Genomic DNA, 25,832 nt, shown 5'->3' with positions numbered 1-25,832 from the left:
ACTCAGACAAACAATAACTTCTCTGGCACATCCACATCCCACAACACGCCGGCATCCTCCACTGCCACTTCAACTACCCTCGCCGACGCAAACAACGCCTTGGCCCCACGATCACCCGATAGCGCCATCAACCCCGGCCCAAACGTTCGTCCGAACCCCACCGGATGCCCATACTCGCCTTGATGCACAGGAACACTGACGGCGTCATCAGCAATCCCCACCACCACACGCTCAATACTCGACGCAAGGATAAACGGCATATCCCCCAGCACAATCAGCCAGCCACCGAGCCGCGGACATGCCGCCACCCCGGCCGCGATGCTGTCTCCCATCCCCGTCGACTCGATCAGCACAATCTCGCAGCCATAGGCCTGAGCCATACGACTCAATTGCGGTCGATCGTCGGTGGTGACCAGCACGCGCTTCTCAAGGGAGGCCGGCAAATTCACCAGCACTTGCTCTATTACTGAACGAACAGCCCCTTCGCGCCCCGTACAATCCGCCAGCAGCTTGTCCTTCTCGGCACCCGCCGCCTGTCGAAACCGACTGCCCTGCCCCGCCGCCAACACGATGACGCCGATAGGTTCGCTCATACGACCTCCTGCAACAGCTTCTTCTGCTTGAGCTCGACGCCGTTCTTGATCGCGACAATTTCGGCCAGTAGCGACAAGGCGATTTCCGCCGGTGTGTGGCTGCCAATGTGCAAACCGATCGGGCCATGCAGACGATTGATGGCCTGCTGTGACAGGCCTAGCTGAGCCAGGTTCTCCCGGCGCTTCAAGCTGTTGATCCGCGAGCCCAGCGCACCGACATAAAACGCCTTGGAGTCCAGGGCCGTGAGCAATGCCATGTCATCCAGTCGAGGATCGTGGGTCAGTGCGACGATGGCCGTACGCTCGTCGGTCTGGATGCTAAGCACCGCGTCATCGGGCATGCCCGAGACAAATCGACCGTGTTGCTCTTCCCAGCCGTAAACGAACTCGGTGCGTGGGTCGCAGATCAGCACTTCAAAATCCAGCAGCCGCGCCATCTCGGCGACATAACGGGACAGTTGCCCGGCGCCGATCAGCAACAAGCGCCAACGCGGGCCGTAGATGGCGCGCAAGGTCCGCCCGTCAAACGTCAGCACATCAGTCTTGTTGGCCGACTGCAAAACCACTTCACCGGTCTCGATATTCAGCGCTCGCGCAACGATTTCATGCGCCTCGCAACGCGCCAGCAACTCGGCGACCCAAGCCGGGTCACCGACTCGCTCCTCGGTCAGGCGCAAGGTGCCGCCGCACGGCAAACCAAATCGCGCCGCTTCCTCACGGGTGACGCCATAGGTGATCAACTGCACCGGCGGTCCATCCGCAGGAATCCGGCCGTCGTGCAACCGGGCGATCAGATCGTCCTCGACACAGCCACCGGACACCGAGCCAATCACCACGCCGTCTTCACGCAAGGCCAGCATCGCGCCAGGCGCCCGAGGCGCGGTGCCCCAGGTCTGGACCACGCTGTACAACACCACCCGCTGACCGGCGCGGCGCCATTCCAGCACGCTGCGCAGGACATTCAGATCGACGCTGTCCATCAGGCCTGCGCCTTCTGCCAACCTTGCAGCTGATAGCGAACCGGCAGGTCGCGGATGCGCTTGCCGGTGGCGGCAAAGATTGCGTTGCACAACGCTGGCGCAATCGGTGGCACGCCCGGCTCACCGACACCGCCTAATGGCACTACGCCCGGTGGTGTGACCAGATGAACCGCAACTTCCTTCGGCGCCAGGGACATGCGCGCCACTTCGTACATGTGGAAGTTGTCCTGCTGAACCTTGCCGTCCTTGAAACTGATTTCCCCCAGCACTGCGTTGCCCAGACCCATGACGCAGGCGCCTTCGAACTGCGCGCGAATCCGCTCGGGGTTGATCTGCGGACCGCAATCCACGGCGATATCGGCCTTGTGCACGATCAGCGTGCCGTCGTCTTTGACTTCAACCTCGAGCACCGCCGCCACATAGGTGACGAAGCTGTAATGCACCGCCAGGCCCAAGCCTCGGCCCTTGGGCATTTCACGCCCCCAACCTGCGGCTTTGGCAGCAGTTTCCAGCACTGTGCGCAGCCGTGCAGTGTCGATCGGATACCGCTCGGGCGATTCGCCGTAGTTCCACTCCTCACTCAAGGTACGCGGATCGATCTGCCGGTCCGGGCCGAGCAATTGGATCTGGTACTTGAGCGGATCCTGGCCGGCCTTGTGCGCCAGTTCATCGACAAAGCTCTGAATCGCAAAACCGTGAGGAATGTTCGACACCGAGCGATACCAGCCAACTCGCGTGTGAACCGCCGCTTCCGGGTTTTCCAGGCGCACGTTGGGGATCGCGTAAGCCATGTTGGTAAAGCCCATGCCCAGCTCGAAGGCCGCCTCGTGGTTCATGCCCGGCGCAAACAGCGCGGTGATGCTCGGCGCCACGGTGCGGTGCAACCAGCCGGACGGCAAGCCATCCTTGTTCAGGCTGGCCTTCAGGTATTCGGCGGATACGGTGTGGAAGTAAGAACAATGGATATCGTCTTCACGCGTCCATTGCACCCGCACCGCCTTGCCGGGGAATTCCTTGGCAAGGATCGCGGCTTCGATGATGAAGTCCGGCTTGGACTTGCGACCGAAGCCGCCGCCCAGCAAGGTGACGTTAAAGCTGACGTTATCGAACGGAATGCCGAGGCGTTCGCCAATGCGTTCGCGGGTGACTTGGGGTGCCTGGCTGGGGGCCCAGGCTTCGCACACACCGTCCTTGAAGCGGGCGATGGCGACCATCGGTTCCATTGGCGCTTGCGTCAGGTGCGGCAAGTAATAGGACGCTTCGAGCGTGCTGTCGGCGCTGCCCATGGCCCCGTCGATGTCGCCGGTATTGCGCACCACTTTGCCGGGTTTGAGGGATGAAGCTTCCAACTCCTTGCGGTAGGCGATCGAGTCGTAACTGGCGTGCGGGCCGTCGTCCCACTCGATTTTCAGCGCGTCGCGGCCTTTGATTGCCGCCCAGGTATTGCTGGCTACAACGGCCACACCGCCCAACGGTTGAAACTCCAACGGCAGCGGACGATCTTCGATCTGGATGATTTTGATCACGCCCGGGACTTTCATCGCCGCGCTGGAATCGACGGACTTGACCTTGCCGCCATACACCGCAGGACGGGCAATAGTGGCGTAGAGCATGCCATCGAAATGCACGTCGGCGCCGTAGACTGCACGACCGTTGACGATGTCGTCACCGTCGATTGCCTTGGTGCCTTCTTTGCCGATGTAGCGGAATTCCGATGGCTGTTTGAGCCGCACACTGTCACGAGCAGGAACCGCCAACGCACCGGCAGCGGCGGCCAGGGCACCGTAACCCAGTTCACGACCGGACGGTTTATGGATGACTTTATGCAGCTGTGCATGGCATTCGCTGACCGGCACGTTCCACTGTTCGGCAGCCGCTTGCTCGAGCATGGTCCGTGCGGCAGCACCGCAGCGACGCATCGGCTCGTACCAGTGGCGCATGCTGCGCGAACCATCAGTATCCTGGTTGCCGAAGCGCACTTCGTCGCCCGGTGCCTGTTGCACCTTCATCATCGCCCAGTCAGCGTCCAGCTCATCGGCCACCACCATCGTCAGGCTGGTGCGCACACCCTGGCCCATTTCCGAACGGTTGCAGACCACGGTCACCCTGCCGTCAGCGGCGATGCTGATGTACACCTTCGGATCATCGATCCAGCCATGGGGCATGCCGTCGGCGCCGAACTGCTTCTCTTTTTCTTCGGCAAACGCGTCTTGCCAGCCCCAACTCGCCGCCAGCACCAGCGCGCTGGTCGCACCGACGCCTTTAAGGAAGCCACGGCGACTGAGGTTGCTCAGCGCAAAATCATTCGGTAACGGGCTCATGCCTTGGCCTCCTTCAGGTGAGTGGATGCCTGACGGATGGCGGTCTTGATGCGATTGTAGGTGCCGCAGCGGCAAATATTGCCGACCATCGCCTCTTCGATCTGTGCGTCACTGGGGTTCGGGTTGGTCTTGAGTAGCGCCGTGGCGGACATGATCTGCCCACCCTGGCAGAAACCGCACTGGGCCACGGCGGTGTCGAGCCAGGCTTGCTGAACGATTTGCCCGACCGGGTCGGCGTGCAGGTTATCGATGGTGGTGACGTTTTGGCCAACGACCGAACCGATCGGCGTGATGCAACTGCGCGCCGGAGCACCTTCGATATGAAGGGTGCAGGCGCCGCACAGGCCCATGCCGCAGCCAAATTTGGTGCCGTTGTAACCGGCCACGTCGCGGATCGCCCAGAGCAGCGGCATGTCCTCGGTGACATCAAGTTGATGGTCTTGACCATTGAGCTTCAGGGTAATCATGGGCACGCCCGCATAGTTATTGGTTATGGGGTCGAGCAATCTGCCGCCAGGGGTAGGCGGTTGGCATCACGCAGATCGGCTCAGGCTAATGAGGCTCTCTTTATGCGGACGGTAGCGTCTGCATTGGGCCTTTGGTGGAGCAAACGTTTGCATCGTTAGGTGGCTAAGTTAACCCAGCATTAACAAAAAAGCCCTGCACACTAGAAGATGTGCAGGGCTTTGGATCCAGTCTTGAAAGCTTAGCCTCAATACCGATTAGGCTCCATTTCCAGGTCGACATGGAAATGTTCTGAAATGTCTTTCTGGATACGTTGCGCCAGGTTCAGCAATTGCAGTCCGGTCGCGTTGCCGTAGTTGACCAGCACCAACGCCTGCAGTTTATGCACGCCGGCATCGGCGTCACGGAAACCTTTCCAGCCGGCCCGTTCGATCAGCCAGCCCGCCGCCAGTTTCATTTGTCCGTTGGGTTGCGCGTAGGCCACCAGGTCCGGGTATTGCGCCTTGAGTTGTGCGACTAGCGCGGCGGGCACCAACGGATTTTTGAAAAAGCTGCCGGCATTGCCCAGCACCGCCGGGTCCGGGAGCTTTTCATTGCGGATACTGCAAATCGCCCGGCTGACATCGGTGGCGGTCGGGTGATCGATGCCTTGCTCGGCCAGGCGCTGACGAACCGGGCCGTACTCCAGATGCAGGTGCGTGGCGCGGTCCAGGATGAATCGTACCCGCAGGATCAACCAGCGCCCCGGTTGCTGTTTGAACAGGCTGTCGCGGTAGGCAAAGTTGCATTCTTCCAGGGTGAAGTCCCGCAGTTCGCCGCTCTTGCGATCCAAAGCGGTCAGGCCGGCGAAAACATCCTTGATCTCCACACCATAGGCGCCGATGTTCTGCATCGGTGCCGCGCCGACGGTGCCGGGGATCAGGCTGAGGTTTTCCAGACCGGACAAACCCTGCGCCAGCGTGTGCTGCACAAACGGATGCCACGGCTCGCCCGCCTCGGCTTCTATAACGACCTTGCTGCCGTCATCACTCAGGATGCGAATCCCGCGCGTGGCCATGCGCAGCACCAGCGACTGGATATCGGCCGTCAGCAGCAGGTTGCTGCCCCCGCCAATCACCAGCAGCGGCACGTCATGTTCCGCCGCATAGGCCAGGGCTTCACGCACGTCAGCATCGCTATGGGCTTCGGCAAATAACCGGGCTTGAACGTCGACACCGAAACTGTTGAACGGTTTGAGCGAAACCTGGGGTTGAACCTGCAAACTCATAACCGCCCCTTCAATTCGATCACCAGCAAATCACTGGCGCCCTCGATCAGGTCCAGCACCTGCTCAAAGCCTTGGTCGCCGTCGTAATACGGATCCGGCACTTCATCGATTTGCGACTGATAGCGACGCAGGAACAGATCCAGTTCGGCCTTACCCTTGGAAGGTTGCAGGGCCTTTAGGTTGCGCAGATTGCTGTTGTCCATCGCCAGAATCAGGTCGTAGGTGGCGAAATCCGCACGATTCACTTGCTGGGCGCGCTGAGCGGACAGGTCATACCCGCGCAGTTTCGCCGCAGCCTGGCTGCGCTTGTCCGGGGCCTTGCCGACATGCCAGTCACCGGTGCCGGCGGAGGCGACTTCGATTTGATCGGCCAGCCCCGCTTCGCGCAGTTTGTGTCGCAGCACACCTTCGGCCGTGGGTGAACGGCAGATGTTGCCCAGGCAGACGAACAAAACCCGCATCAGGCCTCCAGCAGGCGACGAACGCGCTCGAGGTCTTCAACGGTGTCGACGCCAGTGGGCGGTGCGATCAGCGCGTCGGCGACGTGAATCCGCACGCCGTGCCACAGGGCACGCAGCTGTTCCAGGGATTCGGTGTGTTCCAGCCAGCATGGACCCCAGCTGACGAAGTCATGCAGGAAACCGGCGCGGTAGGCATAAATGCCGATGTGGCGACGATACGGCACGCCTTCCGGCAATTGGTCGCGGCTTTTGGCGAACGCGTCCCGGGCCCACGGCAACGTGGCACGACTGAAGGTCAGCGCCAGGCCATTGAAGTCGCTGACGACCTTGACCACGTTGGGATTGAACAGGGTTTCCACGTCTTCGATCGGCTCGGCCAACGTGGCCATGCGCGCTTCGGTGTGAGCGGCCAGGTTGGCAGCGACCTGATCGATGACGCTCGGCGGGATCAACGGTTCGTCGCCCTGAACGTTGACCACAATGGCGTCCGGCGCCAGGCCCAGTTTCGTGGCAACTTCGGCCAGGCGATCGGTACCGGAATTGTGATCTTCGCGGGTCAGCACCACTTCGGCACCAAACCCTTTGCAGGCCTCAACGATGCGCGCATCGTCAGTGGCAACCACCACGCGCTGGGCGCTGCTTTTGCTCGCCTGTTCCCAGACGTGCTGGATCATCGGCTTGCCGGCGATCAGCAGCAGCGGCTTGCCCGGCAAGCGGGTGGAGGCGTAGCGCGATGGAATGACAACGGTGAAGGCTGTGGTCATTTATCCAGACGCTCGTCGGTGGTCAGGGTACGAGCTTCGGTTTCGAGCATCACCGGGATGCCGTCGCGAATCGGGTAAGCGAGACCTGCGCCCTTGCTGATCAGCTCGGTTTTGTCGGCACTGAGCTTGAGCGGGCCTTTGCAGACCGGGCAAGCGAGGATATCGAGCAATTTGGTGTCCATGAGCATTCCCTGGATAAAAACGGATTTAAGGCAAAAGACGAGCCGGTAACAGGCGCATCAGCTGCGTATCGAACCAGGCCACGAAGGCCGGCGATGGCGCAGCATCGACCGCCAGGTACCACCAATCGGCGGCGGCGAAGGCACGGCACTTCACCGCGTCCTTTTCGGTCATCACCAACGGCAATGACGGTGTGAAATTCAAGGCCTGCACGCTGTAGTCGGCGTGGTCGGCAAACGCATGCGGGACTGGCTGCCAGTGTAGCGTTTCGAGGGTCGTGAAGAAACGCTGCGGATTGCCGATCCCGGCCACGGCGTGCAGCGCCTGGCCAGCGGGAAAGTGGTCGAGGGAACGCCGTTCGCCGCTGTGCAGATTGACCAGTTCGGTGGGTTGAAGCTGGAAGGCAAAACCGCCGTCGCGATCGGCAGTTGCGCCGTTGTAGAGCACAGCGTCGACGCTTTGCAGGCGCTCGACCGGTTCGCGCAATGGCCCGGCGGGCAGGCAACGCTGGTTACCCAGGCCGCGGGCGGCGTCGATCAGTACCAGTTCCAGGTCGCGGGCCAACCGGTAATGCTGCATGCCGTCGTCGGAGAGGATCAGGTCCAGCGGTTCACTCGCCAGCAGCGCCTTGACTGCACGGCTGCGGTCCGGGTCAATCATCAACGGCACGCCGGTGCGCTGGACGATCAACAGCGGCTCGTCTCCTGCGATCTCGGCGCTTTGATCCGCCTCAACCCGCCACGGCAATTGCGCCGGCCTGGCGCCGTACCCGCGACTGACCACACCGACCCGCAGGCCGCTGCGCTGGCAGTGCTGGATCATCCACAGAATCAGCGGCGTCTTGCCGGTGCCGCCGACGGTGATGTTACCGACCACGATCAGCGGCACCGGAGGCTGATAGATCTCGCCCTCACCCGCCAGGAAGCGCTTGCGCTTGCTCATGACCACGCGCCGATACAGCCACTCCAGCGGCTGTAACAGCTTCAGGGCCGGATGACCTTCGTACCACGCGGTGAGCAAGCGATCGGACATGGCCATCAGGGCGCGGGCGGCGCCGCCTCGACAGTGGTCATGCGCAGGTGGCTGAAACCAAGCTTGCCGGCGGCGTCCATGGCGATGATGACGGACTGATGCTGAGTCTTGCCATCAGCGCTGATGGACAGCGGCAGGTTGGTGTCGCCATTGGACTCCTTCTGCAGCGCGTCCATCAGAGTGGCCAGATCGTTTTTCGGCAACAACTGGTTGTTCACCGAAAACACGCCTTCGGCACTGATGGCAACGTCCAGATGTTTGACCTGCTGGTCTTCAGCAGGTGAACCGCTGACCGCTTCCGGCAGCTCAACACGCAACTGGGTTTCACGGGTAAACGTGGTGGTGACAACGAAAAACAGCAGCAGGATAAACACCACGTCGATCAGCGACGCGAGGTTGATGTCTACATTCTCCCGTTGCTTGCGGCGGAATTTCACGCTTTGCCCCCATTCAGGTCAACATCACGGTCACCCTGTACCACCTCAACCAGTTTGATCGCTTCCTGCTCCATGCCCACCACCAGTTCATCGATCCGGCGTTGCAGGAAGCGGTGGAAGAATACCGCCGGGATGCCGACCATCAAGCCTGCGGCCGTAGTAATCAGGGCTTTGGAGATACCACCGGCCAACACGGCAGCGTTGGTGGTCATGCCCGAACCCATGAATGCACTGAAGATATCGATCATGCCCAACACCGTACCCAACAGACCCAGCAACGGGGCCATGGCGGCGATGGTGCCCAGCGCATTGATGTAGCGTTCGAGCTCGTGAACCACTCGCGCGGCGGCCTCTTCGATGCACTCTTTCATGATCTCGCGACCATGCCTGGAGTTGGCCAGGCCGGCAGCCAGGATCTCGCCCAACGGCGAGTTGGCGCGCAGTTCCTTGAGTTTGTCTTTATTAAGTTGTTTGTCCTTGATCCAGACCCAGACCTGCCCGAGCAAATGCTCCGGGGTCACACGGCTGGCTCGCAGGGTCCAGAGACGTTCGGCGACGATCGCCATGGCTGCGATGGAACTCAGAATGATCGGTATCATCATCCATCCGCCGGATTTGACCAATTCCCACACAGTGACAGTCCCCTCGAAAAAGTGCGCCACTCTAACATAGGGGGTGAGCGCACCGAAGACCGTGATGTCGCATCCGGTCGGGCTTTAATAACTCCGGGTTATTGCGCAGAGCGCCAGAAACGCTGTTCTTGACGCATCGTCCATGGCGGCTTGAAGCGTCCCAGTTGCAGACGGATGGCACCCTGTTCGGCGCTGTCATAGATCAAGATGCCGCGCTTTTGATAGCGCGCCATGACCGTAGGATGGGGATGACCGAATGAATTGCCCTGGCCGCGGGAGATCAACACCGCTTTGGGTTGCAGCCCTTTGAGCAGCGTCATTGAAGATGAACTGCGACTGCCGTGATGCGGCGCCTGCAGCCAGTCCGTAGGTACCGCCAGCGGACTGTCGAGCAGGGCTCCCTCGGCTGCTGCGTCTATATCACCGGTCAGCAACATACGCTCACCGTTGGCTTCTATCTGCAGGACGCAGGATTTTTGATTGCTGTCGCGGGCGAAAGACCATTGCCAGAGCTGGAACCTTACATCGTCCCAGACCCATTGCTTGCCGCTCTCGCAGCCCTCTGCCTGTAACTCGGCTGGCAGCGCCAGGGGATCGCCACTGATGACCCGCTTCACCGGCAAGCCAGTGGCAACGGCCCGGGCACCGCCAGCATGATCGGCGTCGGCGTGGCTGATCAGCATCAGATCGAGGTCGTTCACGCCCAGTTTGCGCAACGAAGGCAGCACCACCCGTTCGCCCAGGTCGAAATCGCCGAAACGCGGCCCGGTGTCATACAACAGCGTGTGATGACGGGTGCGCACCAGGATTGCCAAACCCTGGCCGACATCCAGTTGCCAGACTTCGGCGATGCCTTCAGGCAAGATTTGCCGGGGCGGAAAAACCAGCACCAGCAGCATCGGCCAGCCCAACGAGCGAAACGGCACACCTCGAGGCATTAATAATAGAAAGGCACCCAGTGTGCCGAGTGCCCATATCCACAACGGGATCGCCACCGGCACCCACGCGGGCAAGTACCCGGCCATCAGCGCCAGGCCCTTGAACAAAAGGTCGATCAAACCGCCTGCCAACCACAGCAGACCTTCGCCCACATAAGGAAGGGCTAAAAACAACGTACCCAGCAACGCCGGGGGCAGCACGACCAGACTGATCCACGGTACCGCCAGCAAATTGGCCACTGGCCCGCTGAGACTGATCGGCAACCCGAGCACCAGCAGCAAGGGGCACAGACCGATCGCGATCAGCCATTGGGCACGGGTCCACGTTTGCCACCAACGCCATGGGCCCAACCGACCACCAAAAGTGAAAATCAACACCGCCACCGCCGCGAATGACAACCAGAAACCCGGTTGCAGGCTCGCCAGCGGGTCGAGCAGCAAAACGCCATTGAGCGCCAACAACAATGGCCACCAGGCACCGAGGTGACGAAATCGCAGCCGCCACAACAGCACCAGGCCGATCATCACGCAGGCCCGCCGCACCGGCACCTCGAAACCGGCCAGCAGCCCATAACCGAGAGCAGCCACGAACGCCAGTCCACAGGCCCACGGCAGCCAAGGCAAGCGTTTTGGCCACAGGCCATAACGGGCCAACCCGGCGATCAGCAGATACACCAGCCCTGCCAGCAACCCGATGTGCTGTCCGGAAATCACCAACAGATGGACGGTGCCGGTGTCTTGCAGCACCTGCCAGTCTTCGCGACTCAATCCGGCGCCATCCCCCAGCACCAACGCCGTCAGCGCACCCGTTCGCCCTTGGGCATCCACGGACTGCAAACGCTGGCGAATGCCGTCGCGCCAGGCCCACCGGGTTTCCATCAGCCGCTCGCCATCCTTGACCGTCCCGGTAGCTCCGATGTGTTGTGCCAGCAACCAGGCGTCGTAATCGAAGGCATGGGGATTGAGCAACCCGGCAGGACGCTTCAACTTGATTGCCAATCGCCATCGTTCGCCGCTGTGCACCGGCGGTCCGTCATACCAGGCCAGGCGTATCAGTTGCGGCAACTTACCGTGTCGAGACCGGGCGTCCGCCAGTTCGAAACGCACGACGGCCTCATTGTTCTGGGGCAATCCCACCACCCGCCCTTCAACCCAACGAGTTTCACCATCGAGGCTCATCGGCAGCCGATCATCCAGCGCCCACTGCGCCTGCGCGCACGCCCAACTGAAGCCGAACAGCAAAAATGCCAGTGGATAGCTCCGAAACGGCAGCACCATCAAACCTATGACCGGCAGCAACATCCAAAACCAGACCGGCGGTAATACCGGTAAAAAACGCAGGATCAACAGACCCAACGCCAGCGCCATCATCCCTGTGCGCATACGCCCGTCCTTGAGAGTCCCCTCCTAGGCATAGACGGCTAACCGCAGGGGCATCGTTATTAATTGTCACAAAGTCTGAATGGGCGGTTCATAGAATCCAGACATACTTGCCGCCTTAACCGACCGAGAAGCCTTATGCCCCGGCGCTTATTCAAACGTTACATGCCAGACCCGACCAGCATCAGGGAACACAAATCCTTACGCTTTCTCGGCACGCTGCTGCATGACCCGAACCTCTGGCACCTCAACCGCCATTCCGTCGCACGGGCCATGGCTGTGGGTCTGTTCGCGGCATTCCTGCCGATTCCGTTGCAGATGCTGGTCGCCGCCATCCTCGCCATCGTGGTGCGCGGCAACATGCCGATTGCCGTCAGCCTGGTCTGGCTGACCAACCCGATCACCATGCCAGCGGTGTTCTTTTGCACCTACCAAACCGGCGCCTGGCTGATGAACGTACCCGCCCGCAGCCTGCCGGACGAATTGACCTGGGAATGGATCAGCGGCGAACTCTCTACTCTGTGGCAGCCGTTTTTGCTCGGTTCAGTGGTGATGGGGCTGGTGCTGGGTGCCTTCGCGTATTGCCTGACCATGATGTATTGGCGTTGGTGGGTTGGGCGACAGTGGCGGCGGCGCAAGAAAAGCCGGATGCAGTAAACGCAAAACGGCCTCCACAGGGGAGGCCGTTTTTATTGCGGTGCCTGGGCTCGCGCCATCGTTGGATCGCCGCCCGGAGCAGGCGACTCAATCGCCCTTTATGTCCGCATCCCGCGACCGCTGACCAACAGCCGTGCGCAGCCGATATACAACACGACGGTCGCCACCAGCATGAAGGTGATCGCCACGCTGATCCTGATGTCCGAAACGCCAAGAATGCCATAGCGGAACGCGTTGACCATGTGCAGCACCGGGTTGGCCAGGGACACGGTCTGCCAGAACGGCGGCAGCAAGGAAATCGAGTAGAACACCCCGCCCAGGTACGTCAGTGGTGTCAGTACGAACGTCGGGATGATCGAGATGTCATCGAAGTTGCGTGCAAACACCGCGTTGATGAAGCCCAGTAGCGAGAAAATCGTCGCCGTCAGCACCACGACCAGAATGGTCACGCCCAGGTGATGCACCTGCAAATCGGTGAAGAACAGTGACAGCAGCGTCACGATGACCCCGACCATCAAGCCGCGCAGCACGCCGCCCAGGGTGTAGCCGATCAGAATCGTATGCGGCGATACCGGCGACACCATCAACTCTTCGATGGAACGCTGGAACTTGCTGCCGAAGAAACTCGAGACCACGTTGCCGTAGGAGTTGGTGATCACCGACATCATGATCAGCCCCGGCACGATGTACTCCATGTAGGTGAAACCACCCATGTCACCGATCTGCCGGCCAATCAGATTGCCGAAGATCACGAAGTACAGAACCATGGTGATTGCCGGCGGCAGCAGCGTCTGCGGCCAGATCCGGGTAAAGCGTTTGACCTCTCGGTAAACGATGGTATTGAGGGCAACGAAGTTGGGTTGCAGCTCGGAACTCATACCGCCACCTTCGACAGATTTTTCTCCACCAGGGACACGAACAACTCCTCGAGGCGATTGGTTTTGTTACGCAGGCTCAACACTTCGATGTTCTGCTGCGCCAATTGGGTGAACAGCGCGGTGATGCCCATGGCCTTGTCGACCTGAACTTCAACGGTGTGGCTGTCGAGCAGCTTGGTCGGGTAACCGAGCAACTGCGGCGCGGTTTGCAGCGTGTTTTTGATGTCTAGCAGGAACGTTTCCACATGCAGTTGGCCGAGCAACTGTTTCATGCTGGTGTTCTCGACGATGGTGCCGTGGTCGATGATGCCGATGTTGCGGCACAACTGCTCAGCCTCTTCCAGGTAGTGTGTGGTGAGGATGATGGTGATGCCTTTCTTGTTCAGCTCGGTGAGGAACGTCCACATCGAGCGACGCAGTTCGATGTCCACACCCGCCGTCGGTTCGTCGAGGATCAGCAGGCGCGGTTCGTGAACCAGCGCACGGGCGATCATCAGGCGACGCTTCATGCCGCCGGACAGTGAACGCGACGGCGTATCGCGCTTGTCCCACAGGCCGAGCTGGGTCAGGTACTGCTCGGCGCGCTCCTTGGCGATTTTCGGCGGGATGCCGTAGTAACCGGCCTGGGTTACGACGATATCGAAGGTCTTTTCGAACTGGTTGAAGTTGAATTCCTGGGGCACCACGCCGATGGAGCGCTTGAGCTGCGCAGGATTCTTGTCCAGGTCGTGACCGAAGATATTCACCGTCCCGCTGGTCTTGTTCACCAGGGTCGAGAGAATGCCGATGGTTGTGGATTTGCCGGCGCCGTTAGGGCCGAGCAAGGCGAAAAAGTCACCTTCGGCGACGTCCAGATCGATACCACTCAAGGCCTGGAAACCGTTGCCGTAGGTTTTGGTTAGCTGCCGGATGGACAGAGCGGAACTCATATCGGATTTACGCACCAAGAAGGGAAGAAAGGGACAAATAAGGGCGGGCGGCGACGAATACAACCGCGGCGCGTGAGCGCAATGGTGCTTGTCGCTGCCACACAAGTACAGTCAAGTGTGTCGATAGTGAGTATTAAGTCAACGCGGTCATAACCGCTTTTTGATACGCCGGACGCTGTTTCAGGCGTGCATACCAGGCTTGCAGATGAGGCTGCGGCGCGCGCTCGATTGGCATCTCGAACCAGGCATAAATGAAACTGCCCAAAGGAATATCACCCATGCCGATCTCATCGCCGGACAGGTACGGTTGGGTCGCCAGCGCCTGGTCGGCCATCGACAGCAAGCCATCGCATTCCTTGATTGCAGCCTTGATGGCGGACCAGTCCTGCTGGTCTGCCGGCGTGCGCAACACGCCCCAGAACACCGTACGGAACGGGCCGGCAAAACTTGAAGTGGTCCAGTCCATCCATTTATCGGCGATGGCGCGGGCCTGCAGATCCTCTGGATACCAGGCTGTGCCGTTGGCGTGGCGAGCCATCAGGTAACGCACGATGGCGTTCGATTCCCACAGCACGAAACCATCGTCTTCAATCGCCGGCACGCGGCCATTGGGGTTCATCGCGCGGTACTCCAGCGTATCGACTACACCAAAGGCGCCGCCCGCATCGATGGCTTCATAAGCCAGGCCCAGTTCCTCGGCGGCCCACAAAGGTTTTCTGACATTCGATGAGTTTTTCCGACCCCAGATCTTCAGCATGACCGCCTCTTTATGGATGAACGCGCAGGCAGCATACGCCGGATCAGGCGCGACTCAAATCGCTCTGCATGTCACCCAGCAACGCTGGCAGTGTGTCGCCGAACAGATGCGGATAGCACTTCTCCAGGTGCTCGAAAAAGAACGCTTCAGGCACGTCGGTGAACTGACCGTGGTCGACCAGGTACTCCATCAACTGCTCGCCATCGCGATTGAAAGGATGGAATACGCTGTCGTTGATTCCGTCGAATTCCAGTGGTGCGATGTTGAACAGTTCGCAGAGTTTTTGGTTGAACGCCGGCGTGGCTTTGACCCAGCGACCGTTCAGATGTAGCTCCGTATAGCCGTGCATGGCGAACACGTCGCTCTTGAGCAGCTCGAGCAACCGCGGCGTCGACAAATGATTGCGCACATCCGCCAGACCGATCCGCGCGGGAATCCCGCAATGCCGGGCTGCGCCTGCCAGCAGTGTGGCTTTGGGTACGCAATAACTCTCCCCCGCTGCCAACGCATAACTGCCACGCAAGGTGTCTGGGTCGCGACTGAAGGTATAAGGGTTGTAACGCACGGCTTCGCGCACGGCGTAATAGAGATTGATCGCCTGCTCGAGCGGGTCACGACGGCTGCCGCGATGTTTTTCGGCGAACTCCACCACTGACGGGTGGTCACTATCGATGAAGCGGCCGGAACTCAGATACTCGTGCATGAGAACAATCTCCTGGGGAAGCCACGAGTCTAGCGACAGGTTCAGCACAGAGATAACGACGTTTCGGCCAAACATGGACGCTTTGCCGCCCGCCCAACGAACGATTTGCACGGCCCGGTGCCAACCGGTCCTACAAAACTCATCGAAGGTTTCCCACGAATTCAATCACATCGCTCTGACCACCCTGTTTTGCGGATGCCGTCTAAGCTCTGAAGGTTGGTTTTGCCCTGGTTTCACGGAGGATTAAATATGCTGCTGTTGTGGATACTGGTTCTGGTTGTCGGGATTGCGTATTTAGCCCACCGTCGTATCGCCCCACTGCCCGCCCTGTGCGTCGTTGCCGTTTACGTGGTGGCGATGGGCGCTTTCAGCCGCGCGCCAGGCGGGTTGCTGCTGGTTCTCTGGGTGTTGATCGCGGCTGTCGCAGCGCCCTTGTTGCTCCCCGACCTGCGCCGTAAATATTTCAGTGCGCCGCTGTTCAACTGGTTCCAGAAAACCCTGCCGCCAATGTCGGAAACCGAACGCGATGCGATCGATGCCGGCACCGTGTGGTGGGACGGCGAACTGTTCAGCGGTCGCCCGGACTGGAACACACTGCTGTCCTATCCAAAAGCGCAGCTGAGCGAAGAGGAACAGGCCTTTATCGACGGCCCGACCGAAGAACTCTGCGCCATGGTCAGTGACTGGCAGATCGGTCAAACCATGGACCTGCCTCCCGAGGCTTGGACCTTCATCAAGGAAAACGGCTTCTTCGCCCTGATCATTCCCAAGGAGTTCGGCGGCAAGGGTTTCTCCGCCTATGCCCACTCCCAGGTGGCGATGAAACTGGCGACCCGCAGCGGCGACCTCGCGTCCACCGTGATGGTCCCCAACTCCCTCGGCCCCGCGGAATTGCTGCTGCATTACGGCACCGACGAACAACGCAACCATTACCTGCCACGACTGGCGCGCGGTGACGACATCCCGTGCTTCGCACTGACCGGTCCACTGGCCGGCTCTGATGCCGGCGCCATGCCCGACACTGGGGTGATCTGCAGAGGTGAATGGGAAGGCAAGGAAACCTTGGGCCTGCGCCTGAACTGGGAAAAGCGTTACATCACGCTGGGCCCGGTCGCCACCCTCCTCGGCCTGGCCTTCAAGGCCTACGACCCGGATCACCTGCTGGGTGAGGAGGAAGACCTGGGTATCAGTCTGGCGTTGATCCCGACCGATACCGCCGGTGTTGAAATCGGCCGCCGCCACTTGCCGTTGGGCGCGTCATTCATGAACGGCCCGAACTCTGGCAAAGATGTATTCGTACCGCTGGAGTTCCTCATCGGCGGCCAGGAAATGCTCGGCAAAGGCTGGATGATGCTGATGAACTGCCTGTCTGTAGGGCGTTCGATTTCGCTGCCTGCGGTCGGCACCGGTGCTGCCAAGTTCACCAGCCTGGTGACCGGCCAGTACGCTCAGGTCCGTGAGCAATTCAATGTTCCTTTGTCGGCATTTGAAGGGATTCAGGAAGCGATGGCGCGCATCGGCGGCAACGCCTGGATGATGGACGCCGCGCGGATGCTCACCGCCAACGCGGTGGACCTCGGCGAGAAACCGTCGGTGCTGTCGGCGATTCTCAAGTATCACCTCACTGAACGCGGCCGCGAGTGCATCAGTCACGCCATGGATGTTCATGGCGGCAAGGCAATCATCATGGGGCCGAACAACTACCTCGGTCGCAGCTGGAATGGCGCACCGATTTTCATCACCGTGGAAGGCGCGAACATTCTCTCGCGCAACCTGATGATCTTCGGTCAGGGTGCGATTCGCAGCCATCCATTCGTGCTCAAGGAAATGGCCCTCGCCGGTCGTGAGGACAAGGATCAGGCCCTCACCGAATTTGATGGTCTGCTGCTCAAGCACATCGGTTTTGCCGTGAGCAACGCCGCCAGCACCTTGGTGCTGAACCTGGGTTTCGGCCATTTCGAACACATGCCGGGCAACAGGCTCAGCCAGGGTTACTTCCGCGCCCTCAATCGGCAGGCTGCCGCGTTCGCCATGCTCGCAGACCTGAGCATGATGCTGCTGGGCGGTGAACTGAAACGACGCGAACGTCTATCAGCTCGCTTGGGGGATGTGCTCAGCAACATGTACCTCGCCTCTGCCGCGCTCAAGCGTTACCACGACCTCGATTCACCGGAGCACATGGCGCCGCTGTTTACCTGGGCCATGGAAGAAAGCCTTGGTCAGTCGGAGCGTGCGCTGGATGAACTGCTGACCAACTTCCCGAACAAGGTGTTGGGTTGCCTGCTGCGGGTGATCGTGTTCCCCTTTGGTCGCCGCCACAAAGGGCCGTCGGATAAACTAGGCGCCGAAGTGGCGGCGGTGATCGGCCGCGCCAAAGGCGATCCAACTCTGGAAGAGTTGCTCGGCGGTTGCTACCGTCCGCAATCGAGCGAGGACCCGGTCGGCGCCCTGCAACACGCGTGCAACCTGCTGAGTTCCGCGCAACCGCTGCAGAAAAAGCTTCATGTCGCACTCAAAAGCGGTCAGGTCAAACCCGTCGCCGGGGAACACGCCATCGATGCAGCGCTTGAGGCTGGCGTGTTGCAGCCAGTGGAAGCGCAAACCCTGCGTGACGCCGAAGCGGCGCGGCGCAAGGTGATCGATGTCGATGATTTCGACAAAGAGGAGCTCGCGCTGGCGGAAGGTAAGGTCCGCTGATCCAGCAAGTCATGTAAAAAGGGCACAGGAGCTTTATACTCCTGCGCCCGTTTTGCTCTTGAGGACTTATCTCGTGTCCAATGTCGTTGCCGACCATCTCGTCTTGCTTGACCACTTGCGCAGCATCCTGGTCGCCGTGGGTGAGGCCGAACAGGTTCCCGAAGAAAGCCATGCCTTGTTCCTGGAGCGCTTCGACGAACTGCGTGCGCTGCTGCCGGTCGACCCGATCGAAAGCCAATACCTGGGCCAGGACATTCTGTGCCAGGTGATCACCCGCTATCCGCAAATTGCCCACCTGGTCCCGCGCGACCTGTTGTGGTACTTCGCCGGTGACTGCCTGCATTACATGCCCGACGATGAAATCGACTTATACCAGGCGCTGGAAGAACGTCGCTTCGAAGCCGAACAAAACGACGAACCGTTCGACTGGAACCAGGAAAAACAGCTGCTGGCGATGTCGAACCAGGACAGCAAGCACTGATCCACGGTCACAATGCAAAAGGCCCGCATGGTTGAACATGCGGGCCTTTTTTTGACCTTCGCTTCAGAGCAACCCATCACTCTCCGGCAACTCATACTCCGCCGCGACCTTGCCCGAATCACTCAACTTGCCTGGCTTGCTCAGGGTCGGTTCCTTTTCCAGGCACTCCACCAGATAGTCGATCAGCACCCGTAACTTCGGTGGCAGATAGCGGGTTGGCGAATGCAGCAACCAGGCACCGCCGTGGTAAGACGCCAGAAAGGTCCAGTCCGGCAGCACCTGCACGATCAGCCCCTGCTCCAGCGCATAACGCGCGGTGAAGTACGGCAGGCTGCCAATCCCGATGTGCTGCAACACCGCGCCTAACCGCACGCCGGTGTGATTGGCCGCATAACGTCCGCGTACACCAACGGTTACAGCCTTGGTGCCCTTCTTGAATTTCCAGCGCGCATCGCTCGGGGTTTCGCCCAGGTAGATGCAGCTGTGGTTGAGCAAGTCGTGAGGATGAGTCGGTGTGCCGTGTTCGGCCAGGTATTGCGGGGTTGCACAGAGTAAATGATCGATGGTCAGCAATTGCCGCCCTACCAGTCCAGCGGGTGGCCGATCAGTAATACGAATCGCCAGATCAACGTTGTCGTCGATCAAATCCACCTGGCGGTCTTCAAGTAACAACTCCACATCCACTTTGGGATAACGCCGCAAAAATTCCGGCATATGCGGATGAATCACGAACCGCCCCACCGCCTTCGGCACGCTGACTCGCACCAGTCCTTGCGCTTCATGGGTGAACTGACCGCTGATTTCCATCACCGACTTGGCTGCACTGACCATCTCCTGGCAACGCTTGAACACCTCTTCGCCACCGTCGCTCAAGCGCAACTTGCGCGTGGTTCGTTGCAGCAAACGAGTGGCGAGCGCCTTCTCCAGACGCGAAATGCTGCGACTGACCGCCGAGGGTGAAGCACCCAACTGGCGAGCGGCCTCGGAGAAGCTGCCGGTCTCGACAACCTTGACGAAAGTCGCCATTTCACCGAGCAGCGGCAGTGGAAGATTTATGCTCACAACGCAACAGTCCTTTGATGTTTGAACGGATTATCACGCAATTCCACGCTTCATATAATAAAAATAGAATTGTTAATAAGGGCATGGAATATGACGCTTCGCCTCTTTTTCCATAGTGATGACCTCAAGGCCAATGTGGAAGTCCTGGATTGCACGCCCTACGAGAACGAATTTGCTGTGGTGCTTCGCGCCACGTTGTTTCACCCCCAAGGCGGAGGACAGCCCTTTGACACCGGCTGGATCGGCGAAAGCCGGGTGCTGCGCGTGGTTCAGGATCCGGACCGGATCATCCATTTCGTCGACCACCCGGTAAAACTCGGCATGACCCAGATTCGGGTCGACGAACAACGCCGCCAGTTAAACACCCACATGCATTCTGCCGGCCATCTGATCGGCCACTTCGTCCAGGCCATGGGCTGGATGCCGATCAAGGCTCATCACTGGCCGGGCGAAGGACGTGTGCAGTTCAAACCGGCGGATTCAGCACAGGACGTTGATGCCCAGACCCTTCAGTACGGCATTGAGCAATGGATCGCCCACGACCTGCCGCGTCTGACGTCACTGCGCGAAGGCGCCCGGGAAATCGGTTTCGGTGAACTGCCCGCCTACGGTTGCGGCGGCACCCATGTCCGTAGTCTGAAGGATTTGGGCACGGTCACGATCGCGTCCCTTTCGCAGAAGAAAGGCACGCTGTCAGTCCACTACAGCGTGGATTGAGCATTTGGGCGATGCCGCTTTCGTCATCGCCTAAGCCGGGGGAGCCCGCGTTCGCGGGTTCTGTTGACTATCTGATAGATGGACCTAAGACATGATGCTTGACGTCGAGCGTCTCGATGAGACGTGCATAAAAAAACTGGTCAACGAAGAAGTCCTCGCCATCCGCGTCAAAGGCTTGTTGCCCAAGCCGCTGGCGATTCAGATTGGCGACAAGATCCTCGCCCCCGGCTTCGAAGGCTATGTCAATGCGCCGAGCATCGGCCGTATCGGCATGGCGTTTTATGAAGCGGAAAACCAGCCGCTGCTGATCGAAGATTATTTCGAACGCGCTACCCGCAACATTGCGGAACTGCGCAACCGGTGTGCGCCTTATTCGTCCCCTGTCGACACCCTGCGCTGCATGCTCGATGAGTCGTGGCCGGCGGGTGCGCACCTGGAAAACCTCTACGGTCGCAAGATGTATGTCGGGTTGTCTCGGGTGGTGAAACCCGGGATCTGTTTTCTGGCCCACCACGATATTTTCGCCAAGGACGCGCCGGACAGTTACCAGGCCAGAAGCCTGGAAGCGCAGTTCGCCTGCAATGTTTACCTGAACATGCCCACCGAGGGGGGGGCACTGCAGATGTGGGACCACGGACTTTCTCCGGATCAGTTCGACGAAATGCGTGGCGACAGTTACGGCATCGATCCGGCTCTGCTCGGCACTCCGGCCCTGGAGATTCTTCCCGAACCCGGTGATTTCATCATGTTCAATTCGCGCTGCATGCACTCAGTGACACCGGGTGTGGCCGATCCGCGCTTGAGCCTTTCGTTCTTTGTCGGCTATCGCGGCAATGCTTCACCCCTTACTTTCTGGAGTTGAGATGCTTTCGAATTACCTGGGCGAGTTTCTGGCGCTGGCAACTATCCACTTTCTGGCCGTGGTCGCACCCGGACCAGACTTCGCAGTGACCATCCGTCAGAGCGTGCGCTTCGGTCGATTGGTCGGGATTTGCACGGCACTGGGCATCGGCGCAGGCATTTCGGTGCATGTGCTTTACACCCTGCTCGGGGTCGGCGCGTTGATGCACACGACGCCCTGGCTATTGACGGTAGCCAAGGTGGTGGGCGGTGCCTACATTCTGTACCTCGGCGTCAGCCTGGTGCGCAGCAAACCCAAAACCGTACTGGAGGGCGACAAGGGCGCAGACGAGCCGGTTATCGAGCAAACGTTGCTGAAGGCCTTTACCACGGGTTTCCTGACCAACGCTACTAACCCCAAGGCCACGCTGTTTTTCCTTGCGATTTTCACCACGCTCATCAGCGCCACGACACCTCTGAAGATCCAGACGCTGTATGGAGTGTGGATGTGTTTTGTGAACGCGCTGTGGTTCGTGATCGTCGCGCTGTTCTTTTCCAGCGCCCGGGTACGATTGCTGTTCATGCGCATGGGGCACTGGTTCGAGCGGACGATGGGGGTGATTCTGATTTTGTTCGCTGGACGCTTGATTCTGTCGATGTAACACCTGCGCCAATGGAAAAGGCCCGCTCAATCAAACTGGCGGGCCTTTTTCGTTTCTGCGGCGCTTTTGCATTTCTGTGCGACAGATCCCACTTCAGGGACTCCCTACCGCTCCCTCGTGGTGTTAGCTTGGAAATGTTTCTGTCTCATCGATCAAAAACTTCTCACAAACTGCCTGCAAAGGAATGCCCCCAGCAATGAATTTCTCACTCAAGCACCTGGCTGCGTCAACCCTGATACTGGCCAGCTTTTCGTCGTTCACCCTGACAGCGCACGCCAACATCACACCGCAGCAGAGCACGATCATCCTTAAAACCTTCAGTGATGCATCCGTCACCGATTTCAGACAGTTCCTGGGAGGCTTGGCCAAGAGCGACCTCGCCAAAACCGACGATCTCGGCCCGGCCATCAGTACCTTCCTCGACAACAAGCCGCTTTCCGCTGAACAGCAGAACGAAATCCATCGCCTACTGGGCCTCTACACGCGCGTGAAGTACGGCAAGCAGGCCCTCGAATCGCTGCGCGAACTGGTAGAGATCCCAACCTTTCGCAAGGAAGGTGTCGCTCAGCACGACAATCCGGAATTCCTCAAGATCGCCGACAAGATCAAAGACCTGGCGAAGTCGTTCAACCTGAACTTCCGCAACATCGACAATCGCGTCTATGAAATCTCCCTTGAGGGCAGCAGCGATGAAGTCGTGGGCATCCATGCTCACGCTGATGTGGTGCCGGTGACGCCGGAGAACTGGGTGCTGAAGGATGGCACCAAACTCGATCCATTCAAGATAACCCTGATCGGCGACCGCATGTATGGCCGGGGCACCGAAGATGACAAGAACGGCATCGTCGTGGCGCTGTACGCGATGAAGGTGATCAAGGAAGAGAAGCTGCCGCTGGCGCGCAATTTCAAGCTGCTGGTGGATACCACCGAAGAAACCACTGGCGACGCCATTCCTTATTACTTCGAACACAACCCGACCCCCAACTACAACATGGCACTGGATGGCGGCTACCCGGTGGTGATTGCCGAGAAGGGCTACGGCACGGTGATGGCGGACTTCCCCAAACGCAAAGCCGAGGGCAAGGGCGCGGAAATCATTTCGATGACCGGCGGCCTGGCCACCAACCAGATTCCGTCGGCTTCCGTCGTCACCTTGCTGACTGACAAACCCGTCGAACTGGCCGCCAGCCTGCAAAAGGCCGGCGCTGATTATGCCAAACGCAATGGCGGCGACTTCGAAGTAAGCGCCAAGGTCGACGGCAAAGACGTCAAACTGACCGTCACCGGCGTTTCCGCCCACTCGTCCGAACCTGAATCAGGCGTCAACCCGGTGGCTCGGATGCTGGACTTCATCCACGGTCTGGACGGCAAGGTCGCGCTCAAGCACAACCACATCACGGACGCGGCCCGCTACGCCACCGACAACTGGGGCCTGGACTACAAGGGTGGCAAGTTGGCCGTCGGTTTTTCCGATGCGTTCATGGGCCCGCTGACCACGTCCCTGACCTACGTCGGGATGGATGAAAAAGCCTTCAAACTCGCGGTCAACCTGCGGGTGCCGAAAGGCAAATCGCCGGAAGCGCTCAAGGCGGAAATAGCCGAGAAGATTGCTGCCTGGAGCAAGAAAACCCATGTTGCCGCGACCTTTGACTACTCGATCGCCGAGCCGATGTACCGCAACCCTGAGGGTGAATGGGTCAAGGCGCTGCTGGCTGTGGCCAGCGAAAACCTCGGTATGAAACAAGAGTTCGGCACCTCCGCCGGCGCTACCTCGGTGCATGAACTGCCCAATGGCGTGCAATTCGGCTTGGCGCGTCCCGAGGTCAAGTACACCGGCCACACCGACAGCGAGTTCAAGACCGTCGACCAGTTCCTGCTGGATCTGCAGATCGTGACCGAGATGATGGGGCGCATCGGGCAGTTGCCGAAACTCTGATTCTCCTTCGGACCCGCTGTTCAGGCGGGTCCGACGCGTTGATCGTCTTGATTCCAATACAAACAAAAAAAGGACCTTAAGGTCCTTTTTTATGGATGACGCACAAACAAAAACGCCGCTCAATGAGCGGCGTTTTCGTTAAATATGGAGCGGGAAACGAGACTCGAACTCGCGACCCCGACCTTGGCAAGGTCGTGCTCTACCAACTGAGCTATTCCCGCATTGGCGTCCCCTAGGGGACTCGAACCCCTGTTACCGCCGTGAAAGGGCGGTGTCCTAGGCCACTAGACGAAGGGGACACGCTAACTGAAACACATGGTGTGTATTTCAGTGCCCAAATCCGCATCCGAAGATGCTGGTTCTGGTTTCACTCAGCCCTGCCCAAAAGCAACGCTGTTTAAAATTGGAGCGGGAAACGAGACTCGAACTCGCGACCCCGACCTTGGCAAGGTCGTGCTCTACCAACTGAGCTATTCCCGCATTGGCGTCCCCTAGGGGACTCGAACCCCTGTTACCGCCGTGAAAGGGCGGTGTCCTAGGCCACTAGACGAAGGGGACACACGTACAACGTTCACTCCCTACCGCGTTTCGCTGTGTGCTTTACGCTGTAAGTGGCGCGCATTCTATGGATGGATTGAGGGGTCGTCAACCCCCAGATATAAATTTATTTAAATCAATGACTTCGCCCTGCTTTAAGACCCTAATCCGGCTTTTCCGCCGCCCGGCGTTTGACGCCTATATTCTGACATCCGCCAAGGCGTTATAGTCCACCCACGCCAACGATGATGGCAATGTGCACCTCGCACGCTATTACTTATATAAGCAGGAACGCGGCCGATACAGGCAGTGCAGTAGCCGATTCAACTCGCCAAGCGGCGCTATGCGTCCCAATGCCAAGCCACTACACTCGCACGCGAACCCCATAAAGAGGTCTTACCGGTGACACCACTCATGATCACCCTGCTAGTCGTAGCCGGGATCGCACTATTGATCACCATTGGCTACATGAACCATGTGGTGGAAAACAATAAGCTGGAAAAGGCCCGCACCAAGGTTGAGCTCAACGATCGTCTGCGTCGTTGCGGCGAAATCACTGAAACCTTTCCCGGCCAGTTGATGACACCGGCACTCAAGCTGCTGTTGACCCGCCTGGAACTGAACGTCTGCCAACGCCTGCTCCATCTGGAAAAAACCAGTTCCAACCTTAAGGCACGGATTGGCGAATTGAACGCCTTGGTCGCTCAGGGCGAATCGATCCCGGTCAACAACCCGCCGGCACCGATCCAGACCGAAGCCAAAGCCAAGGACGTACGCTTCCTGCTCGAAGCCCTGCACGGCCAAATCACCCGCGCCGCACATGACGGCTTCTTGCCGACCAACGAAGCCAAACGCTGGATCCGCGAAGTTCGCCACATCCTTGTCCTGCTGCACATCGAATTCTTCAACAACCTCGGCCAGCACGCCCTGCAACAGAACCAGCCCGGCCAGGCCCGCCTGGCGTTCGAACGCGGCGTGCAATACCTGCGCAAACAACAGGAACCCCAGGTCTACGCCGAACAGCTGGAATACCTGGAAAAACTCCTGGCTCGCGCCAACGCACAAGTCATGGACAACATCGCCCCGGTAGAAGGCGAAGTGAACCAACTGACCGAAGGCCTCAAAGACGTCGAGGCCGATGCGGACTGGAAGAAAAAAGTGATCTACGACTGATCAGTGAAAGCAGAAAACAAAGCCACCTAAACAGGTGGCTTTGTTTTGCGTTGAGTTTGGCGTGTACATCGAGTGAAGATAGGTCGGCTGTCAGGCCGCCTTCGCGGGCAAGCCTCGCTCCTACAACAGCAAAAGCAGAGACGTGTTCACCCGCCACTCACCACTCACCACTCAACAGGCCGAGCGTTAGCTCGCCTGCAGCTCTTGATCTTGATCCACCCGCCCCTTCGGGAGGCTGAGTGGAGGTATTCATCTGGGGGGAAGGCGCGCAGCGCCGTTCGACGCAGTCGAACACATCGAGAGGAGGTTGAAGCGAAGCCAACCGGAGGCGATGCCCCCAGATGAATGCCGGA

25 protein-coding genes and 4 tRNA genes are annotated in these 25,832 nt (G+C 59.5%); 8 read left to right on the top strand and 21 right to left on the bottom strand.

What is annotated here, in order from left to right; genetic code table 11:
• Nucleotides 1-2 precede the first annotated feature (2 nt).
• The 12 genes from QK293_RS03785 to QK293_RS03730 all read right to left on the bottom strand — a co-directional run bounded on the left by QK293_RS03785 (nt 3) and on the right by QK293_RS03730 (nt 11,453).
• Nucleotides 3-593, bottom strand: coding sequence for a nucleotidyltransferase family protein (locus tag QK293_RS03785; RefSeq protein WP_282375698.1), 591 nt, complete (start codon nt 591-593; stop codon nt 3-5).
• Nucleotides 590-1,573, bottom strand: coding sequence for an XdhC family protein (locus QK293_RS03780; RefSeq protein ID WP_282375697.1), 984 nt, complete (start codon nt 1,571-1,573; stop codon nt 590-592). Before QK293_RS03780 ends, QK293_RS03785 begins: the two co-directional genes overlap by 4 nt.
• A complete protein-coding gene (locus QK293_RS03775; protein WP_282375696.1) occupies nt 1,573-3,894 on the bottom strand; it encodes a xanthine dehydrogenase family protein molybdopterin-binding subunit in 2,322 nt (773 codons plus the stop codon). Before QK293_RS03775 ends, QK293_RS03780 begins: the two co-directional genes overlap by 1 nt.
• Complete coding sequence (locus QK293_RS03770; protein WP_282375695.1) at nt 3,891-4,361, bottom strand: (2Fe-2S)-binding protein; 471 nt, start codon at nt 4,359-4,361, stop codon at nt 3,891-3,893. The genes QK293_RS03775 and QK293_RS03770 overlap by 4 nt, the downstream gene beginning before the upstream one ends.
• Before the next feature lie 245 nt (nt 4,362-4,606).
• Nucleotides 4,607-5,626, bottom strand: a complete 1,020-nt coding sequence (gene murB, locus QK293_RS03765; protein WP_282375694.1) for a UDP-N-acetylmuramate dehydrogenase — start codon at nt 5,624-5,626, stop codon at nt 4,607-4,609.
• Nucleotides 5,623-6,087, bottom strand: coding sequence for a low molecular weight protein-tyrosine-phosphatase (locus QK293_RS03760; protein ID WP_282375693.1), 465 nt, complete (start codon nt 6,085-6,087; stop codon nt 5,623-5,625). Before QK293_RS03760 ends, murB begins: the two co-directional genes overlap by 4 nt.
• Nucleotides 6,087-6,851 (bottom strand): 3-deoxy-manno-octulosonate cytidylyltransferase, encoded by a 765-nt coding sequence (gene kdsB, locus QK293_RS03755; RefSeq protein ID WP_282375692.1) that lies wholly within the window; start codon nt 6,849-6,851, stop codon nt 6,087-6,089. The genes QK293_RS03760 and kdsB overlap by 1 nt, the downstream gene beginning before the upstream one ends.
• Nucleotides 6,848-7,033 (bottom strand): Trm112 family protein, encoded by a 186-nt coding sequence (locus tag QK293_RS03750; protein ID WP_007945752.1) that lies wholly within the window; start codon nt 7,031-7,033, stop codon nt 6,848-6,850. The genes kdsB and QK293_RS03750 overlap by 4 nt, the downstream gene beginning before the upstream one ends.
• Before the next feature lie 25 nt (nt 7,034-7,058).
• Nucleotides 7,059-8,069: a tetraacyldisaccharide 4'-kinase gene (gene lpxK, locus QK293_RS03745; RefSeq protein ID WP_282375691.1), complete on the bottom strand. Its 1,011-nt coding sequence runs from the start codon at nt 8,067-8,069 to the stop codon at nt 7,059-7,061.
• Nucleotides 8,069-8,500 (bottom strand): biopolymer transporter ExbD, encoded by a 432-nt coding sequence (locus QK293_RS03740; protein ID WP_282375690.1) that lies wholly within the window; start codon nt 8,498-8,500, stop codon nt 8,069-8,071. Before QK293_RS03740 ends, lpxK begins: the two co-directional genes overlap by 1 nt.
• A complete protein-coding gene (locus QK293_RS03735; RefSeq protein WP_033056924.1) occupies nt 8,497-9,132 on the bottom strand; it encodes a MotA/TolQ/ExbB proton channel family protein in 636 nt (211 codons plus the stop codon). Before QK293_RS03735 ends, QK293_RS03740 begins: the two co-directional genes overlap by 4 nt.
• 98 nt (nt 9,133-9,230) lie before the next feature.
• A complete protein-coding gene (locus QK293_RS03730) occupies nt 9,231-11,453 on the bottom strand; it encodes a DNA internalization-related competence protein ComEC/Rec2 (protein ID WP_282375688.1) in 2,223 nt (740 codons plus the stop codon).
• A 135-nt stretch (nt 11,454-11,588) separates the two neighbouring features.
• Here QK293_RS03730 and QK293_RS03725 point away from each other — a divergent pair, with 135 nt between their 5' ends.
• Nucleotides 11,589-12,107 carry a DUF2062 domain-containing protein gene (locus QK293_RS03725; protein ID WP_282375687.1) on the top strand — a complete coding sequence of 173 codons (519 nt, stop codon included), beginning with the start codon at nt 11,589-11,591 and terminating at the stop codon, nt 12,105-12,107.
• Nucleotides 12,108-12,205: 98 nt separating this feature from the next.
• Here QK293_RS03725 and QK293_RS03720 read toward each other — a convergent pair whose 3' ends face one another.
• The 4 genes from QK293_RS03720 to QK293_RS03705 all read right to left on the bottom strand — a co-directional run bounded on the left by QK293_RS03720 (nt 12,206) and on the right by QK293_RS03705 (nt 15,374).
• On the bottom strand, nt 12,206-12,985 hold the full coding sequence (locus QK293_RS03720) for an ABC transporter permease (protein ID WP_282375686.1): 780 nt from the start codon (nt 12,983-12,985) through the stop codon (nt 12,206-12,208).
• A complete protein-coding gene (locus QK293_RS03715) occupies nt 12,982-13,914 on the bottom strand; it encodes an ABC transporter ATP-binding protein (protein WP_282375685.1) in 933 nt (310 codons plus the stop codon). The genes QK293_RS03720 and QK293_RS03715 overlap by 4 nt, the downstream gene beginning before the upstream one ends.
• Nucleotides 13,915-14,047: 133 nt before the next feature.
• A complete protein-coding gene (locus QK293_RS03710) occupies nt 14,048-14,671 on the bottom strand; it encodes a glutathione S-transferase (protein WP_282375684.1) in 624 nt (207 codons plus the stop codon).
• A gap of 43 nt (nt 14,672-14,714) precedes the next feature.
• Complete coding sequence (locus QK293_RS03705; RefSeq protein WP_282375683.1) at nt 14,715-15,374, bottom strand: transglutaminase family protein; 660 nt, start codon at nt 15,372-15,374, stop codon at nt 14,715-14,717.
• 249 nt (nt 15,375-15,623) lie between these two features.
• Between QK293_RS03705 and QK293_RS03700 the strand changes: the two genes are divergently transcribed.
• Together QK293_RS03700 and QK293_RS03695 are read left to right on the top strand one after the other, a co-directional pair.
• Nucleotides 15,624-18,071: an acyl-CoA dehydrogenase gene (locus QK293_RS03700; RefSeq protein ID WP_282375682.1), complete on the top strand. Its 2,448-nt coding sequence runs from the start codon at nt 15,624-15,626 to the stop codon at nt 18,069-18,071.
• Between the two features lie 73 nt (nt 18,072-18,144).
• The gene (locus QK293_RS03695) at nt 18,145-18,552 is read left to right on the top strand and encodes a PA2817 family protein (RefSeq protein ID WP_007905217.1); all 408 of its coding nucleotides are present in this window, start codon (nt 18,145-18,147) and stop codon (nt 18,550-18,552) included.
• A 63-nt stretch (nt 18,553-18,615) separates the two neighbouring features.
• Here QK293_RS03695 and QK293_RS03690 read toward each other — a convergent pair whose 3' ends face one another.
• Entirely contained in the window at nt 18,616-19,614 is a 999-nt protein-coding gene (locus QK293_RS03690) for a LysR family transcriptional regulator (RefSeq protein ID WP_282375680.1), read from the bottom strand.
• A gap of 90 nt (nt 19,615-19,704) precedes the next feature.
• On the opposite strand from QK293_RS03690, the gene QK293_RS03685 reads away from it, so the two are divergent.
• The 4 genes from QK293_RS03685 (at nt 19,705) to QK293_RS03670 (ending at nt 23,769) form a co-directional block, all read left to right on the top strand.
• Complete coding sequence (locus tag QK293_RS03685) at nt 19,705-20,331, top strand: alanyl-tRNA editing protein (protein WP_282375679.1); 627 nt, start codon at nt 19,705-19,707, stop codon at nt 20,329-20,331.
• 91 nt (nt 20,332-20,422) lie between these two features.
• Nucleotides 20,423-21,193 (top strand): 2OG-Fe(II) oxygenase, encoded by a 771-nt coding sequence (locus QK293_RS03680; RefSeq protein ID WP_282375678.1) that lies wholly within the window; start codon nt 20,423-20,425, stop codon nt 21,191-21,193.
• A 1-nt stretch (nt 21,194) separates the two neighbouring features.
• Nucleotides 21,195-21,833 carry a LysE family translocator gene (locus QK293_RS03675; protein WP_282375677.1) on the top strand — a complete coding sequence of 213 codons (639 nt, stop codon included), beginning with the start codon at nt 21,195-21,197 and terminating at the stop codon, nt 21,831-21,833.
• 196 nt (nt 21,834-22,029) lie between these two features.
• Entirely contained in the window at nt 22,030-23,769 is a 1,740-nt protein-coding gene (locus QK293_RS03670; RefSeq protein WP_282375676.1) for a dipeptidase, read from the top strand.
• Between the two features lie 145 nt (nt 23,770-23,914).
• Here the strand turns inward: QK293_RS03670 and QK293_RS03665 are convergent.
• The 4 genes from QK293_RS03665 to QK293_RS03650 form a co-directional block, all read right to left on the bottom strand.
• Nucleotides 23,915-23,990: transfer RNA gene (locus tag QK293_RS03665), tRNA-Gly, on the bottom strand.
• Between the two features lie 2 nt (nt 23,991-23,992).
• Nucleotides 23,993-24,068: transfer RNA gene (locus tag QK293_RS03660), tRNA-Glu, on the bottom strand.
• A gap of 105 nt (nt 24,069-24,173) precedes the next feature.
• Nucleotides 24,174-24,249, bottom strand: a tRNA-Gly gene (locus QK293_RS03655).
• Nucleotides 24,250-24,251: 2 nt separating this feature from the next.
• Nucleotides 24,252-24,327: transfer RNA gene (locus tag QK293_RS03650), tRNA-Glu, on the bottom strand.
• 393 nt (nt 24,328-24,720) lie between these two features.
• On the opposite strand from QK293_RS03650, the gene QK293_RS03645 reads away from it, so the two are divergent.
• Nucleotides 24,721-25,479: a hypothetical protein gene (locus QK293_RS03645; protein ID WP_282375675.1), complete on the top strand. Its 759-nt coding sequence runs from the start codon at nt 24,721-24,723 to the stop codon at nt 25,477-25,479.
• The last annotated feature ends 353 nt before the right edge of the window (nt 25,480-25,832 follow it).

The sequence above is a fragment of the Pseudomonas sp. AL03 genome (genome assembly GCF_029960815.1).
Lineage (GTDB): Bacteria > Pseudomonadota > Gammaproteobacteria > Pseudomonadales > Pseudomonadaceae > Aquipseudomonas.
The sequence above is the reverse complement of the archived record's forward strand: the minus strand, read 5'-3'. Positions and strand labels throughout refer to the sequence as shown.

Bases quoted from the DNA above. Each gene is read 5' to 3' on its own strand.
- QK293_RS03750 (WP_007945752.1), bottom strand. From the start codon at position 7,033: ATGGACACCAAATTGCTCGATATCCTCGCTTGCCCGGTCTGCAAAGGC.
- QK293_RS03770 (WP_282375695.1), bottom strand. From the start codon at position 4,361: ATGATTACCCTGAAGCTCAATGGTCAAGACCATCAACTTGATGTCACC.
- kdsB (WP_282375692.1), bottom strand. From the start codon at position 6,851: ATGACCACAGCCTTCACCGTTGTCATTCCATCGCGCTACGCCTCCACC.
- QK293_RS03725 (WP_282375687.1), top strand. From the start codon at position 11,589: ATGCCCCGGCGCTTATTCAAACGTTACATGCCAGACCCGACCAGCATC.
- QK293_RS03780 (WP_282375697.1), bottom strand. From the start codon at position 1,573: ATGGACAGCGTCGATCTGAATGTCCTGCGCAGCGTGCTGGAATGGCGC.
- QK293_RS03760 (WP_282375693.1), bottom strand. From the start codon at position 6,087: ATGCGGGTTTTGTTCGTCTGCCTGGGCAACATCTGCCGTTCACCCACG.
- lpxK (WP_282375691.1), bottom strand. From the start codon at position 8,069: ATGGCCATGTCCGATCGCTTGCTCACCGCGTGGTACGAAGGTCATCCG.
- QK293_RS03700 (WP_282375682.1), top strand. From the start codon at position 15,624: ATGCTGCTGTTGTGGATACTGGTTCTGGTTGTCGGGATTGCGTATTTA.
- QK293_RS03775 (WP_282375696.1), bottom strand. From the start codon at position 3,894: ATGAGCCCGTTACCGAATGATTTTGCGCTGAGCAACCTCAGTCGCCGT.
- QK293_RS03645 (WP_282375675.1), top strand. From the start codon at position 24,721: ATGATCACCCTGCTAGTCGTAGCCGGGATCGCACTATTGATCACCATT.
- QK293_RS03675 (WP_282375677.1), top strand. From the start codon at position 21,195: ATGCTTTCGAATTACCTGGGCGAGTTTCTGGCGCTGGCAACTATCCAC.
- QK293_RS03680 (WP_282375678.1), top strand. From the start codon at position 20,423: ATGATGCTTGACGTCGAGCGTCTCGATGAGACGTGCATAAAAAAACTG.
- QK293_RS03785 (WP_282375698.1), bottom strand. From the start codon at position 593: ATGAGCGAACCTATCGGCGTCATCGTGTTGGCGGCGGGGCAGGGCAGT.
- QK293_RS03730 (WP_282375688.1), bottom strand. From the start codon at position 11,453: ATGCGCACAGGGATGATGGCGCTGGCGTTGGGTCTGTTGATCCTGCGT.
- murB (WP_282375694.1), bottom strand. From the start codon at position 5,626: ATGAGTTTGCAGGTTCAACCCCAGGTTTCGCTCAAACCGTTCAACAGT.
- QK293_RS03705 (WP_282375683.1), bottom strand. From the start codon at position 15,374: ATGCACGAGTATCTGAGTTCCGGCCGCTTCATCGATAGTGACCACCCG.
- QK293_RS03670 (WP_282375676.1), top strand. From the start codon at position 22,030: ATGAATTTCTCACTCAAGCACCTGGCTGCGTCAACCCTGATACTGGCC.
- QK293_RS03685 (WP_282375679.1), top strand. From the start codon at position 19,705: ATGACGCTTCGCCTCTTTTTCCATAGTGATGACCTCAAGGCCAATGTG.
- QK293_RS03715 (WP_282375685.1), bottom strand. From the start codon at position 13,914: ATGAGTTCCGCTCTGTCCATCCGGCAGCTAACCAAAACCTACGGCAAC.
- QK293_RS03710 (WP_282375684.1), bottom strand. From the start codon at position 14,671: ATGCTGAAGATCTGGGGTCGGAAAAACTCATCGAATGTCAGAAAACCT.
- QK293_RS03720 (WP_282375686.1), bottom strand. From the start codon at position 12,985: ATGAGTTCCGAGCTGCAACCCAACTTCGTTGCCCTCAATACCATCGTT.